The sequence below is a fragment of the Sphingobacterium sp. GQ94 genome, assembly GCF_059758715.1.
The window spans coordinates 296,005-310,868 of record NZ_JCAXEC010000003.1 but is presented as its reverse complement, the minus strand read 5'-3'; the positions used below and the strand labels follow the sequence as shown (position 1 = coordinate 310,868).

The following is a 14,864-nucleotide window of genomic DNA, read 5'->3' as shown; positions in this document are numbered from 1 at the left end:
ACAGATGAAAAAAATATTATTTATTCTAGCTATTTTTTTGATTACCCTATTTTCTTGTAGTAAAAAAAATAATTCAGAACCAGAACCAGAGCCAATCGATCAAAGCTATTTTGTTAAGACCATACGGCTCACTTTTCCGGTTGGCGGAGCCATTAGAGAATCAACATTCGAGTATGATGAAAAGAACCGGATAAAAAACTTTGATTTTAAAATAGGTCTACGGATTTATAAAACAGCATTTATCTATAATGAGCTAGATTTGATTACGCGGGCCAATATGGACGTAGTATCCTCAACTGGCCTCAATTTTGGGTATATCTTTGAATTTAAGTACGAAAATGACATACTTATTGAGTATAAACGAAATGGTACAGTCGTACCCGTCACCCATAATTCAATCAATAACACGTATGATATTTCATTTAAACGCTACTTTTGGGATGCAAATAATAATTTGCAAAAAATAGCACATTACATGGGAGGAACTACATATTTGGAAATGAACTACTTAAGCGGAAAAGGAGTATTCAACGAGGATAAAGTACAAATGGCTCTTGCAGTTTTTTCCGATTTTCTAGCCGGCGGAACGGACCCCAGACCCTTTCATCATGCAATGGAACATTTTGCTTTTAGTAAAAATGAAATCGGCAATGTTAAACTTTATGAGCCCATTAGGTATTATTATACCAGCACACGAGATGATCAAGGAAACATTATCACATACGAAGTGAAAAAAGAGGATGGAGATTTAGTCCGGAGATATACTATTACTTATGAAAAAAGGAACGTGGAATAATATCTTATTTATCCATTTATTTGGTAGTGCTATTCTTATAAATGTTTTTCATTTGTTTTTTCAAAAATTGAGATCAAGTCAAATGCACGTGAACGAGCAATCAAATACAAAAATTGACGAAGAACTCGCGTTAAAGATAAAAAACTTTCTCACCCTACGGAATGCACTTCTGAAAGCTTTCAATTTCGCATTGAAGGACTCTGCTTAGGTATCGGTACTTTTGTTATTAAAGTAATGTAGGATGGAGTGCAGCTATAGATTTGGTCACGCTAATCAAAAACTATAACTGTAGTTATATGCTAATGTTATATTAATCCAATTGTTAAATCGAGGACATTTTGATCCCATTGTTTCTCTAGAAACGTTTCTGCAAAATCAGAATCATTGTTCTCTAAAAGAAATAAAAAAAGGGACAAGCCCCTTATAAAATTGATTATCTGAAAGAATAGCCTCTTGGCAAGGATATTATTTTTCTACCCGAACAATATTATATCCTGGTCCAAAAGGATATAATAAACGCCAATAAGATGTTCAAAGAAAATAAAGTGACAAATGTAGATTCAATCCTTAAAGCATCGGCAAAATCAGGTATTGGAGTAACATAAGTAATCCCTGTTAAAGGAATCCATTGCAATCTCCTTTAACAGAATAAAAATCGAGGGCTTAAAGAAAGTGCTAGATTCTTTAGCCTTCGATTTTTACCTCAATTTTTATTCTAATAGTTCATAACTATGAAACTATTGAGGTATAACGCCATCGAATTTATTTTTAGCTTTCTTTCTTTTTTAATACGTCTAAGGTATACCTACGATTGTAATATTGAACATGGTTTAATAAAACTAACACATCATATTTAATAAAAATATAACAACAAGATTTACTGAATTTACCACATCAACGTTTGATAACAAAAGCACATCAGTGTTTGATAAACGAATAACGATATGGCAACACCGCGAGAAAGATTTGTAGAAGCCCTAGAGTTTCTACAGCAATTGCAAGAAAAAGGGACAATAGGCATCCATACCGATAACATTCCTAATCGTAAATACCGTGAAATTCTGACCAAGAATGGATTTATCAGGGAAGTCGCCAAGGGTTGGTAAACACCAACTAAGGAAACGGGTTTTATAGATAAAAAGGTTTCGGATAAACGAGCAATTGCGACATTAGCAAAAAACGGTATCCAAGTGAATGAGGATGAAGTAAGTATTATATTGGATTTTCTGTATCTTGTCGAAAAGAACTACAACAAACCTGATACGGCTCAAGAGGCCGAATCCTTGATGAGAAATCGAACTTTAAAAAAAAGACCTCAATGCTATAGTAGAGTGTGTTTTTAATATACCCTTCAACAAAAGCTCAAATATTATGTCCATAGATATCGAACTATAAACAATAGAACGGTAAAAATTTGGATCACAAATTTTTATTGGCATAAAAAAAGGAGACAACTGATAAGTAGTGTCTCCTTAAGTAGCGGGGAGCAGGATCGAACTGCCGACCTCAGGGTTATGAATCCTGCGCTCTAACCATCTGAGCTACCCCGCCGTTTTCGGTATGCAAAGATAGTAATTAGGACCAATTAACAAAGAATATTTTACTAAAAAAAAGGTCAAAATATAAGTTATTTACCTGTTCTCTTCCAATCGATTTAAAATCAAAAAGATAGCCTATTCTATCTATAGCAGTCTTTAGAACCTAAACAGCAGAAAAACTCGCAATGAAAACACATCAACTGTTAAAAAAAAGATATCATCATTTTTTTGAATCACGGATTTATTCATTATAATTACAAAACCTAGTACGTACTTACAGGCTAGCTATTGAGAACTAAAAACATTTTTAAAACGCATAAACTAAAAGTTAAATATGGCCGAAAAGATTAAATTACACCTTGAGTATGTGTTGAACTCATCTCCTCGAATTCTCTTCCCTTATTTGCAAGAACCGAATGAACTTACTCAATGGTTCGCAGACGATGTAAATTATCATGATGGAATTTATGAATTTATTTGGGATAACGAATCACATAAAGCTAGGCTAGTTGCAGTGAAAGAAAACAAGAGCGTCAAGTTTAAATGGTTGGATGATGAACCATATTACTTCGAGATTGAAATTATTCAAGATGAACTAACAAATGATGTTGCCTTGAGCGTTACAGATTATGTAAAGGAAGATAACTTAGAAGACAGAAAACTAATCTGGGACAACTCCATTGGTTACCTTCAAAGAGTAATCGGTGCATAAAAGAAAGATAAACAGCCTTTGGTCTAAAAGATGACCAAGGTTGTTTAAACGTTCGAAATTGAATATTCCATCCCCATGGTCTAAAGAAAAAACCTGTTCACATTAACTATTTTCTAACATTTAAGAGTTCACAAAAATTGTATCTTTGCATATTGGCTAAGTTGTATTTTTGTCTCCTTGGTGCATTTGTGATTGGAATCCATGAAAAAAATTAATTTATTAATATTACAAGCATTCATCAAACCATTTATGGTCACATTTTTTATTGTGATGTTTGTCTTATTAATGCTGTTTTTATTTAAATACATTGACGACTTAATTGGGAAGGGGTTTCAGTGGTACGTAATCCTCGAGTTATTGAGCTACCAGTGCGCTGTGCAATTAACCATGGCTTTACCATTATCCATGCTTTTATCTTCGATCATGACTTTTGGTAATTTAGGAGAAAGTTATGAATTAGTGGCCATTAAAGCAGCTGGCGTTTCGTTGCGAAAAGCAATGACACCATTGTTTGTTCTTGTGGCTTTATTTAGCGCAGGATCTTTTTTCTTTTCTGATTATATATTACCCGTTGTTAATTTAAAAATGGGATCCCTATTGTATGATGTTCGAAAGAAAAAAGCTGACTTTTTTATTAAACCCGGAGTGTTCAATAACACGATCCCTGGTTACTCGATTCGTACAAAAGGTAAAAGTGAGGACGGAACCACCTTATATGATATGATGATTTATGAACATCCCTCAGGAGGAACGGCGACAAATGTTACTTTTGCAAAAGAAGGGTATATCCAGAATTCAGCTGATAACGAATACATGATTTTAGAACTGAAAGACGGGGTACGTTATGAAGAATCAAGAACACAAAATGCCAAACGTTATGATCCAAGGCAACAGTTTACTAGATTTCGATTTAGAGAAACAACCACCAAATTTGATATGGGTAGTTTCCAGATGAATAGAACGGACCAAGACTTATTTAAGTCTCACCATCAAATGTTGAATCTAAAACAGCTAAAACAGTATTCTGACTCAAATCGAATTATTTTAGACAGTTTAAGAAACCTTAACGTTGTGGAATCAAAACGTTATGTAAATTACTATTCCAACTATTATCGCCAGAACAATACTTTTAAACCAGCAACAAATGTTTCCTTATCACAGATGCAAATAAATGGCCAGGAACGTATGGCGATAAACAATGGATTAAACCAAGCAAGACAAGTTAGGGAAATGGCTCAAAACAGAACCGCTGAGTATCAACCCTATTCAGAAAAAGACATTCGGTATGATGTTGAGTGGCATAGAAAATTCACATTAGCAGTTTCTTGTTTACTCTTATTTGGTATTGGGGCGCCTTTAGGGGCTATCATACGCAAGGGAGGTCTAGGGTTACCCGTAGTTATGGCAATATGTTTTTTCTTAATATATCACGTTATAGCAACCCTAGCAGAAAAGGCTGCAAAGGATGCAAGTCTCACTCCGCTTTGGGGTATGTGGATGGCCATCATAGTGTTAACGCCATTAGCTATATTTTTAACGTATAAATCAACGGCAGACTCCGCTATCTTTGACGTTGATCAGTACAAACAAAAGTTGATCAAATTTTTCACTAAGATTCTCGGGTTTTTCAATAAAAAGAAAACAAAACAAGAACTAACCTAATATTTAATGGGTTAAAAAGAATAAAAATTAGAGGCTTCTGGATTAATATGGAAGCCTTTTTTTATGCGATTAGCTATGGCAACAAAACTTTATCCTCTGATTACCTGACAATTAAATAAGGTTCGGCCTATGCGATTTGATGCTTAAAACAGCGATTATGATTAGCCAAAATCGGTTAATGATTTATGACAACTTCCTTATAAATAAATCGCAATTAACATTTACCTTTGTACAACTATTTACTATCAAATGAAGATCAAATTAAACACGATTCAAGAGGCAATCGAAGATATAAGAGCAGGTAAGGTTATTATTGTGGTTGATGATGAAGACCGTGAAAATGAAGGAGATTTTGTAACTGCAGCTCGTAATGCAACACCAGAAATTATAAACTTCATGGCAACCCATGGAAGAGGTTTAGTTTGTGCTCCTTTAACCGAAGAGAGATGTCGAGAGTTAAACTTGGGGTTAATGGTTAATAATAACACAGCTGTATACGAAACAAATTTCACTGTATCGGTTGACCTTCAAGGTTATGGATGTACAACAGGCATCTCAGCCTCAGACAGATCCAAAACGATCAAAGCTTTAATTGATCCTAACATTAACCCTGAAGAATTAGGTCGCCCAGGACATATATTCCCGTTAATTGCAAAAGACGGTGGAGTATTGCGTAGAACTGGCCACACAGAAGCATCTGTTGACCTAGCAAGACTTGCCGGATTTGAACCTGCCGGTGTGTTGGTAGAAATATTGAAAGATGATGGAGAAATGGCACGCCTTCCAGATTTGATTAAAGTCGCACAGCGTTTCGATCTAAAAATTGTTAGTATTGAGGACTTAATTGAATACCGATTAAAACATGACACTTTAATAAAAGAAGAGGTAAATGTTGAAATGCCAACCGAATGGGGAGATTTCAAAATGAAAGCATTTACGCAAAAAAATACGGGAGAACAACATTTAGCATTATATAAAGGAGAGTGGACAGAAGAAGAACCTATTTTAGTACGTGTCCATAGTTCTTGTATGACCGGTGATATATTTGGATCATGCCGTTGCGACTGTGGTCCACAGCTCCGTAAATCTATGGAAATGATTCAAAATGAAGGTAAAGGTGTTATCGTTTACATGAATCAAGAAGGAAGAGGAATCGGACTAATTAATAAACTTCACGCTTATAAATTACAAGAGTCTGGCGCAGATACTGTGGATGCTAACATTCAACTTGGTTTCAAAGCAGACTTAAGAGATTACGGTGTAGGAGCCCAGATATTGCGTCATATGGGAGTAACCAAAATGCGCTTATTATCAAATAATCCAACAAAACGGGCCGGATTAATTGGTTACGGATTGGAAATAGTTGAAAATATCCCCATTGAAATTATACCAAATAAATACAATGAAGGGTATCTGAAAACAAAAAGAGACCGCATGGGTCACACTTTAAACAACTTATAAAACAGAAAAATGGAGGCCTTAAAACCTCCATTTTTTGTTAGAACTTTTTAGAAAGAATATTAAATTCCAAACATAGCCTCACTCAAATTGTTGCAGTAAAAAAATATAAAATGAAAAATTCTTTGTTTCTAGAAAAATCCTATCATAATGGTTTATTTATAGGCGCAGACAAGACATTTGATGTTATCAATCCATCCACCCAACTATCCATAGGAAAGATGCCTGATTTAACGGTTAAGGATTGTCAAGAATTTATTTTTACGGCCCATCAAGCCTGGACGAGCTGGAAAGAAGTGTCTGTTGGAGAACGGTCTAATTTGCTTAAGAGGTTATCTGTCTTGATTTCGACTCACCAAGAAGAACTTGCCCAGATCATGACTATTGAAAGTGGCAAACCCATTACAGAATCGCTTACAGAGGTAGAATATGCGAACTCATTTATAGAATGGTTTGCAGAAGAAGCAAAAAGGGCATATGGGGAAACGATACCTTCAATTACAGGAAATGCTAGGCTTCAAACCATCAAACAAGGAATAGGCGTAGTTGCAGCAATTACACCCTGGAATTTTCCATTAGCGATGATTACTCGAAAACTCGCCCCAGCTTTGGCTTCTGGTTGCACATTGGTCATTAAGCCAGCATCTCAAACACCTTTTTCGGCAATAGCATTAGCCAAACTAGCAGATCAGGCAGGTTTCCCAAAAGGTGTCATCAACATCATAACCTCAAGGGATAGCAAAGCTCTTGGAAAAGAGTTAGCGAGTAATGAACTGGTTCGAAAAATTTCCTTTACCGGTTCTACATCAGTAGGTCAGACGCTCATGGAGCAAGCATCCTCTACCATCAAAAGAATTTCTTTGGAATTAGGCGGGAATGCTCCATTTATTGTTTTTGATGATGCAGATATTGATAAAGCGGTTAGCGGTGCTATTTCAGGTAAATTTAGAAACACCGGACAAACCTGCGTTTCCGTCAATAGATTTTATGTTCAGGAGCAAGTCTATGATAGGTTTACCCAAAAGCTAAGTTTGGCTGTTAAATCTCTAATTGTTGGAGATGGTCTAGACAAGAAAAGTCAAGTAGGACCACTTATTAACGAAAAAGGACTTAATAAAGTCGAAGAACACCTCAGGGATGCCCTAGCAAAAGGAGCAAAATTGGAAACTGGAGGGAAAAGAATTACGGGATTATTTTTCGAACCGACTGTTTTATCGCAGGTAGATTCTAAAAGTATAATTTCTAAAGAGGAAACCTTCGGACCAATTTGTGCTTTGTTTAAGTTTAAAACTGAAGATGAGGTTATAAAACTAGCAAATGATACACCATTTGGATTAGCCTCTTATTTCTACAGTGAAAATATTCATCGATGTATTCGGGTCGCAGAAAAGTTAGAAGCGGGAATGGTTGGCGTTAACACGGGATTAATATCAAACTCTTCGGCACCATTCGGCGGTGTTAAACAATCAGGTTTAGGAAGGGAAGGATCAAAATACGGATTAGAGGAATATCAAGAAATAAAATACATTTGCTATGGACAATGATAAAAAAAGCATGATGATTACTATGGAAAAACAGCCTATTTACCAAAGATGGTAGCGAACACCAAAAATCATGTAGTTTGGTTCTAGCAACTCATTTTTAAATTGATATTTAAGCTTATATCCTGTGTAAATGGATAGATCAACTTCATTGAAATAGTAACTGATGCCTAATTGTCCAATTGCTTTAGAAAAATTCTCTTTTCCTTGGAAGGGCTCCTCCCCTTGGGCATCTACAGCAAAGTCATAAGTAAAGAATTCCTGACTTAATCCTGCTCCAGCAAAAATATTGAAATTGGACTTTTCTTTATCAAGAAAATTCAAAATGTAATCTGCTCCAATACCAACAAAGTCGCCACGACCATGCACCTGCGCCTGTATACCTTGGAAATTAGTAAACTCATATTTCCCCTGCACGCCAAAACTGGCATCATAATCTGTATTCTCTAATTGTATATCACCGTAGAATCCAAAAGCAAAGTTGTGTTCTTGTCCTTTAGTCAAACTGAAGAGGAACGTCATACAAAGGATTAAAAATAATTTTTTCATATTCATATGTCTAATTTGTAGGTTCGCCCCTACGTTGTCTATATTTTTTATACAGTTTTACCACAATCATTAATACAATACTCAAGGATAATAAGCCAATTACACCAAAGACCCAACCTGTCGTTGATTTTAAGATTACCAAAAAAACGATAGCAAACAAAATCACCGTGGAGACCTCATTCCATAAACGCAATTGTGTGGAAGTCCAGGAAGACCGGCCGTTTTTCAACTTATTCATGATGTCCTGAGATACGAAATGGTAAACAATCAGTCCTGCCACAAAACAAAGTTTAATTTGCATCCATGAGGCACTCAACAGGGAAGGATTAATATACAGCATAACAAGGGCAGATGCAATCACCAGATACATTGAAGGAGTGGCAATAATCATCCATAGCCTCTTTTCCATAAGTATAAATTGTGTATGTAGAATTTGATACTCCAGCTCGGACTTTAATTTTGCCTCAGTATGGTATACAAATAATCTAGGCATATAAAAAAGGCAAGCCATCCAACAAATAACAAAAATGACATGAATTGCTTTTGCGTACAAATAGAGCATAAGAAGTGATTAAATTTCAAAAATATAAATTAAATCAACAAAAAGCGACATCAGTAGGTCAGCTTTACTTAAAAAAACAAATGGAAAGCTTATTTAACTTTCCATTTGTTTTTAGTTTTATTCTATTTAAGTAGAATATCAATACCTAAATTCTTTAATTGTTTCAATAGCATATTTTACGTTATCGAACGGGATATCAGGCATAATTCCGTGTCCAAGATTAAATATAAACCCTTCCTCGCCACGCATTCGCTCAAAAAGATCAAGAATTTTTTTTCTGATGACACGCTTTTCTGCATATAGCACAAATGGATCTAGGTTACCTTGAACGGCAATTCCACCGGGTAAAGATTTTTTGACATTCAATAAATCGGCATTCCAATCCACTGAAATTACATCTGGTTTTGCCTGTGCCATCACCGGAGCAAACACAGAACTACCTTTACAAAAGGAAATAACGGGAATATCTTTTCTATTTAAATTTGACAGGATATACACATTATATTTATGAGCGAATTCTAAGTAATCATTCCAAGATAACGCCTGAGCCCAACTATCAAATAACTGAATAGCGTTCACACCTGACTCAATTTGAAGGTTCAAATAAGCGATAGTTACATCGGCTATTTTTTGTAAAATAAGATGAGCAAGTTCAGGTTCATTATTCAGTAAAGTCTTTGTTAATTTAAAATCTTTTGAAGAGGCTCCTTCGACCAAATAACTCAAGATTGTGAAGGGTGCACCAGCAAAGCCAATCAATGGAACCTTACTATTCAAGCGCTGCTGAATCACTTTGATAGCTTCTGCTACATATTGTAGTTTATCCAAGCAATCTACAGATAGGCGCTCAGCATCTTTCAGTGTCCTAACTGGATTTGAAAATCGAGGTCCTATCCCCTGTTCAAAGGATAGATCACCACCCATCGCCTCGGCTGTAACCAAGATATCCGAAAACAATATTGCCGCATCCACACCCAAAAGATCAATTGGCAGCATAGTTACATCTGCAGCAATTTCTGGGGTTTTACACATCTCCAAAAAAGAATATTTATTTTTAATTTCCCAATATTCTTTCATAAACCGTCCTGCTTGACGCATCATCCAGACAGGAGGTCTTTCCGTAGGCTGCGACCATGCAGCACGAATAAATAAATCGTTTTCCAATTCTTTGTACACTATTTGTATTTTTTTTCTTCGTTTTTTATTTTATCAATAATTGCTTGTTGCCTGGCAGTGAGTTTCAACTTTTCAGCGGACTCTATATAACCAGCAACCCTTTGGTAATCTTTTTTTTTGAGGTTTATGTTCGCCAGGTTGATCAATACCATACCTTTTTCGTTGTCCTTTCGCCAAGGCAATCGGGATGCCAATTGAAAGTGGTATTCAGCATCATCAATCCGATCTTCTTTCAGAGCAATGTTACCCATCATAAATTCATAAAAATTTCGTCTACCTTTCCTGAGTTGATCAGGATTTTTTATCTCTGCCAGTAAAGCTTTCGTTTTTTCATAATCTTTCTTGTGGAAAGCTTGGGTGGCCAGATAAACAGTCCCCTCCCTAAGGTAGCTCCAAACCAAATAGGTTATACCACCAAATATATAAACTATAAAATTATAATGTTTTGCATAGACAGCATACAAGAGAAATGCAACCGCAATTGCGATTACAATTATACGTGCTTTCCTATTCATCGTATACTAATTCTGATTATCGGTAAATTTATAACCGACCCCTCGAATAGAGTGAAAATAGATTGGGTGTTTTTGATCAGGCTCAAAATATTTTCTAAACGTTAAAATAAAATTATCAATGGTACGGGTTGACGGGTATACATCATAGTTCCAAACTGTTTCCAAAATTTGCTCCCGTGAAACAGCCTCATTTCTACGTTCAATTAGTAACTTCAATAACATCGTTTCTTTTTTAGTCAGAGAAGTAATACTTCCATCCGTATGATGCAACTCAAAAGAATTGAAATAAATTGTCTTATCACCTATGGTATAGGAATTTAATTCTTTTAAATCATCTCCTTTCATTCCTCTGCGGATCAAATTACTAACGCGAAGGATTAGTTCTTCCAAATTAAAAGGCTTAACCAAGTAATCGTCAGCTCCCTTTTTTAAACCAGTAATTCGATCTTCAGAACTGTTCTTGGCTGTTAAAAACATAATTGGGACTTCTGAATTCTGCAAGCGAATCGTTTCTGCGACTTGGAAACCATCAATTTCTGGAATCATTACATCCAAAATAATCAGGTTGAACCTCTCCTCTTTAAAGATTTTTAGAGCCTTTTTACCGTCGGTCGCTGTTGTTACGCGATAACCCTCAAGCTCTAAATTTAATTTGATTGCTTCCAAAAGATGTTCTTCATCTTCTACTAATAGTATACGTTGCTTAGTTTGCATAATTTTCAAAAATTACTTCAAAAATACTACCTGAGGGTGTATTATCTTTCACCTTGATGGTAGCATAATGTTTCTGTAAAACAGTTTTTACGATATATAACCCTAAACCAGTTCCTTTGGTTTTTCTGGTTGCCTCACTTCCAACTCTATAAAACTTATTAAATATAAGCTTTTTTTCGTCCTCTGGAATGCCTTCACCAAAATCAGCAACTGAAAATAACAAGTTTCCTTCCTGTTGTTTCAGATTCACAAAAACGCTGGCACATGGAGGTGAATATTTGACTGCATTCTCTACCAGATTTGTAATCACATTACTTATAGCAAATTTATCTGCTTTCAATTCGATGTTTTCTTCAATATCAGAATGGATTACTTGAGATTTACAAGAGTTTTTTTGTAGTCGATCGACAATTTGTTTAACAAGCTCGGACATATTAAACAACTCTTTGGGAAGATTATATGCTCTATTTTCCAATTTAGTAGTTAACAGTACATTTTCCACCAAATCATCCAGACGCTCAATGTCTTTTAAAGAGTTTGATAAAAACATTTTTTGCTGTTCTCCATCTAATTTGCGTTTCAAAATAGTTTGAATGTATAGTTTTACCGAGGCTAAAGGCGATTTTAATTCATGAGTAATTGCTAATAAAAAATTTTGCTGTTGCTGATTATGCTCATGTTCCCGTTTCATCTGTCTTTTGAGACGAAGTGCCCCCCAGACAAAAATCAACAAGAAAATTAAGCCTTCACCTACAATCATGCCTTTTCTGTCTGGCTCAAACTTAATTAAAATATACCCCCACCAAAACAATTGCGTAATGGCATATAATATTAAGAAGTAAAATAGAAATAAAGATTTTTTCATATATGCTGATTCCATCACAAATGTACTTAAATACGCTTTGATTAGAAAACATGGTACATATTATGACAGAAAAGTTAGAATAGAAATTTGAGCCAAGGCTAATTGACAGTATATTTGTGAATGTTTCAACATAAAAAACACTTATTCTTCGACCTAGATCATACTATTTGGGACTTTGATAAAAATGCAGAAGAAACTTTGCATGATCTTTACTTTAAACACAAATTTGATCTACTATTTCAGGCTTCAACGTCTGATCTTTTTATCGAGACCTATACCCAGAACAATCACCGATTATGGCACCTTTACCACCATGGCAAAATAGACAAACAGGCTTTAAGAAGATATCGTTTTGAAGACACCTTTACTCAGCTAGGTGTAGACCCCTTGCTATTTCCACAACAATTTGAAGAGGAATATTTAGCAATATGCCCCACCAAAACAAATCTGTTTCCAAATGCCCATGAAACCTTAAGATACCTTAAAGAGAAATATACGCTTCATTTAATTTCGAATGGATTTAAAGAAGCATGCGAAATGAAATTAGAGCATAGTAAACTCAGTCCTTATTTCAAAACTATCGTCATCTCAGAAATTGTTGGAATAAACAAACCAGATTCCCGTATTTTTCAACATGCATTACATTATGGAAATGCCCAAAAAGAAGATGCAGTGATGATAGGTGATAATTTAGATGCAGATGTTCGAGGAGCCATGAGTGCAGGGATTGAAGCAATTTTTTTCAATCCAATAGCCGCACAAAGACCAGAGGATATTCCACATATGATTGTCGATTTAAAAGAATTACAGGAAATATTTTAGGAAAATTAATTTCCTAAAATATTCTGAATTAACAAGGTATAAGCATCAGCAATTTTTTGCATTCCGATGTCATTTGGATGAGCATAATCAACCGTTGAATTGATATCCATGTTCAATTCCTCGCTATCCAACCAATATAGATTCTTATCGCCCTGAGCAATTAAGGACTTAATGAGTGTTTTTCCTACAGAAGTACTTAGATTATATTCTTCATTACTTGTTTTGTTTAAAACCTCACTCAAATTGCTAGCACTATGGGCAGTAAAAATTATTGGTGTCTTAGGGTGTTTTTTTCTTAAAGTCGTAACCGCATTTTTTAAGATCTGAACAAATTTCTCCTCACTTGTTTGACCTTTTATGGAGAGATTTGGAATACAGTCCAATATGAAAACTGAGGCATCCTGTTGATTTATTAAATCTAAAATTGGTTGTTCCAAACGACCATTACCTGAGAAACCAAGGTTGATCACGGGATTTGTGAAATTTCTACCCAAAAAACCAGTCCAGGCCAATCCCGGTCTGCTCGCACAAGCACCTTGAGCAATGGAAGTACCATAAACTACAATTGGCTTTTCACTGTTACTAGTGTAAGTAATTTTATCCCCTTGCTTTACGCCTATCTCCAACCAATCTACTGAATTGTACAAGGGTAAGTAGAGACGAAAAACAGACCCCGTATTTTGGCCAATATTTTCAAAACTATAGTGAATGGTGTCTGTAAAATGATAACGACCATGTGCCCATTTCCAATTCTTCGCATTTTCGCCCTTTACGTACAAATCTAACCCACTTACACCCGTAGTAGGCATATGGGGCATATTTAGATTGCCATTTACCTTATAGCGGATAAAAATGCTATCTGCCTGAGTTTTAAAATCAACATACACGCCAGCGGATTGCGTTCCTAAGTTCCATACAGATTTGCGGACCTTATCTTCAAGAGATATAGGCAACCGATGATAGCCATCCTGCGTGTTAAGCGAATTTACTCTGCCTTGTAGAGCTTTTTTTTGAGCAGGATTCTCCCAATTAATTTTTTGAGCCTGCGCAAAAAATACACAAACGCAAAGGAGAGCACAAATTGCACTCTCCTTTGTTATCATAAATATCTTTTTCATTAAAGAACTTTGACTGTTACATTTTTCAACCAAATATCATTTCCATGATCTTGAAAACCAATTACTCCTGATTTAGATTTTCCACCGACATTGGTTAATAATTCATAAGCTAAAGGCCATTTTTCCTTGCTAAATTTACTCGATTCAATTAATTGAGTCCACTCAGGGGTCCACAGTTCATATTCCACTACTTTTTCATCGTTTTGATAATGAGTAACCTTGCCCTTGTTTACCACAATTTTTGCGCGATTCCACTGACCTGCTGGAAAAGAGTTTTGAGGTTTAGCAGGGATCATATCGTATAATGAACCAGATTTACGATTACCATCTACTCCCATTTTAGCATCAGGATGCTTTTCATTATCTAATAATTGGTACTCAGGCGATGAAACGTAGATCGGTTGACCTTTAACTTCTTTAGCTAGGAAAAATACACCTGAATTTCCCGCCTCTGAAATTTTCCATTCAAACTCCAATTCGAAATTTTTAAAATCATGCGCAAATATAAGATCGCCACCTTCTGGAGCGCTCACACCCGCAGGAGCACTTGAAAATTTCAATGTTCCATTGTCAATTGCCCATTTGTTAGGCACATTTTCTTTATTATAACCTCTCCAGCCATTCAATGAAGACCCGTCAAATAAGACATAGGCACCGGAAGAATTTTTACGAAATTCCTTTATATTTACTTTCGGCAGATTAAGTATTTCATAAGCAGGACTTGTTTCTGATGAAGCCGTAGAGCTCTTACTCGCACACGAGGCAACCGTAAGCCCGATTACGCCAATCAATACAAACACAAAATTTCTTTTCATAGTAAAAGTTGATTTATTTTA

Annotated in this window: 15 protein-coding genes and 1 tRNA gene; 7 read left to right on the top strand and 9 right to left on the bottom strand. The window is 35.5% G+C overall.

Annotated features, from left to right (window positions below; translation table 11 throughout):
* Nucleotides 1-4 precede the first annotated feature (4 nt).
* Nucleotides 5-796, top strand: a complete 792-nt coding sequence (locus AC6CHH_RS04780; protein ID WP_498280270.1) for a hypothetical protein — start codon at nucleotides 5-7, stop codon at nucleotides 794-796.
* A 944-nt stretch (nucleotides 797-1,740) separates the two neighbouring features.
* Entirely contained in the window at nucleotides 1,741-1,902 is a 162-nt protein-coding gene (locus tag AC6CHH_RS04775; protein ID WP_498280268.1) for a hypothetical protein, read from the top strand.
* A 371-nt stretch (nucleotides 1,903-2,273) separates the two neighbouring features.
* Here the strand turns inward: AC6CHH_RS04775 and AC6CHH_RS04770 are convergent.
* Nucleotides 2,274-2,347 (bottom strand) — tRNA-Met (locus tag AC6CHH_RS04770).
* A 321-nt stretch (nucleotides 2,348-2,668) separates the two neighbouring features.
* Between AC6CHH_RS04770 and AC6CHH_RS04765 the strand changes: the two genes are divergently transcribed.
* From AC6CHH_RS04765 to AC6CHH_RS04750, 4 genes are all read left to right on the top strand, one after another.
* Nucleotides 2,669-3,046, top strand: coding sequence for an START-like domain-containing protein (locus tag AC6CHH_RS04765; protein WP_498280266.1), 378 nt, complete (start codon nucleotides 2,669-2,671; stop codon nucleotides 3,044-3,046).
* Nucleotides 3,047-3,247: 201 nt separating this feature from the next.
* Entirely contained in the window at nucleotides 3,248-4,708 is a 1,461-nt protein-coding gene (locus AC6CHH_RS04760) for an LptF/LptG family permease (RefSeq protein ID WP_498280264.1), read from the top strand.
* Between the two features lie 249 nt (nucleotides 4,709-4,957).
* On the top strand, nucleotides 4,958-6,169 hold the full coding sequence (locus AC6CHH_RS04755) for a bifunctional 3,4-dihydroxy-2-butanone-4-phosphate synthase/GTP cyclohydrolase II (RefSeq protein WP_498280262.1): 1,212 nt from the start codon (nucleotides 4,958-4,960) through the stop codon (nucleotides 6,167-6,169).
* A 110-nt stretch (nucleotides 6,170-6,279) separates the two neighbouring features.
* Nucleotides 6,280-7,710, top strand: coding sequence for an NAD-dependent succinate-semialdehyde dehydrogenase (locus AC6CHH_RS04750; RefSeq protein WP_498280260.1), 1,431 nt, complete (start codon nucleotides 6,280-6,282; stop codon nucleotides 7,708-7,710).
* Nucleotides 7,711-7,749: 39 nt separating this feature from the next.
* On the opposite strand, the gene AC6CHH_RS04745 is transcribed toward AC6CHH_RS04750, so the two are convergent.
* From AC6CHH_RS04745 to AC6CHH_RS04720, 6 genes are all read right to left on the bottom strand, one after another.
* A complete protein-coding gene (locus AC6CHH_RS04745) occupies nucleotides 7,750-8,256 on the bottom strand; it encodes a hypothetical protein (protein WP_498280258.1) in 507 nt (168 codons plus the stop codon).
* Between the two features lie 10 nt (nucleotides 8,257-8,266).
* Nucleotides 8,267-8,818 (bottom strand): protoporphyrinogen oxidase HemJ, encoded by a 552-nt coding sequence (gene hemJ, locus AC6CHH_RS04740; protein ID WP_498280256.1) that lies wholly within the window; start codon nucleotides 8,816-8,818, stop codon nucleotides 8,267-8,269.
* A 138-nt stretch (nucleotides 8,819-8,956) separates the two neighbouring features.
* Nucleotides 8,957-9,982 carry a uroporphyrinogen decarboxylase gene (hemE, locus tag AC6CHH_RS04735; protein ID WP_498280398.1) on the bottom strand — a complete coding sequence of 342 codons (1,026 nt, stop codon included), beginning with the start codon at nucleotides 9,980-9,982 and terminating at the stop codon, nucleotides 8,957-8,959.
* An 11-nt stretch (nucleotides 9,983-9,993) separates the two neighbouring features.
* Complete coding sequence (locus AC6CHH_RS04730; protein WP_498280254.1) at nucleotides 9,994-10,509, bottom strand: hypothetical protein; 516 nt, start codon at nucleotides 10,507-10,509, stop codon at nucleotides 9,994-9,996.
* 6 nt (nucleotides 10,510-10,515) lie between these two features.
* Entirely contained in the window at nucleotides 10,516-11,223 is a 708-nt protein-coding gene (locus AC6CHH_RS04725; protein ID WP_498280252.1) for a response regulator transcription factor, read from the bottom strand.
* Nucleotides 11,213-12,088: a sensor histidine kinase gene (locus tag AC6CHH_RS04720; protein WP_498280396.1), complete on the bottom strand. Its 876-nt coding sequence runs from the start codon at nucleotides 12,086-12,088 to the stop codon at nucleotides 11,213-11,215. Before AC6CHH_RS04720 ends, AC6CHH_RS04725 begins: the two co-directional genes overlap by 11 nt.
* Before the next feature lie 120 nt (nucleotides 12,089-12,208).
* Between AC6CHH_RS04720 and AC6CHH_RS04715 the strand changes: the two genes are divergently transcribed.
* Nucleotides 12,209-12,910 carry a YjjG family noncanonical pyrimidine nucleotidase gene (locus AC6CHH_RS04715; RefSeq protein ID WP_498280250.1) on the top strand — a complete coding sequence of 234 codons (702 nt, stop codon included), beginning with the start codon at nucleotides 12,209-12,211 and terminating at the stop codon, nucleotides 12,908-12,910.
* A gap of 5 nt (nucleotides 12,911-12,915) precedes the next feature.
* Here AC6CHH_RS04715 and AC6CHH_RS04710 read toward each other — a convergent pair whose 3' ends face one another.
* Nucleotides 12,916-14,028, bottom strand: coding sequence for an SGNH/GDSL hydrolase family protein (locus AC6CHH_RS04710; RefSeq protein ID WP_498280248.1), 1,113 nt, complete (start codon nucleotides 14,026-14,028; stop codon nucleotides 12,916-12,918).
* Nucleotides 14,028-14,843, bottom strand: coding sequence for a 3-keto-disaccharide hydrolase (locus AC6CHH_RS04705; RefSeq protein ID WP_498280246.1), 816 nt, complete (start codon nucleotides 14,841-14,843; stop codon nucleotides 14,028-14,030). Before AC6CHH_RS04705 ends, AC6CHH_RS04710 begins: the two co-directional genes overlap by 1 nt.
* Between the last annotated feature and the right edge of the window lie 21 nt (nucleotides 14,844-14,864).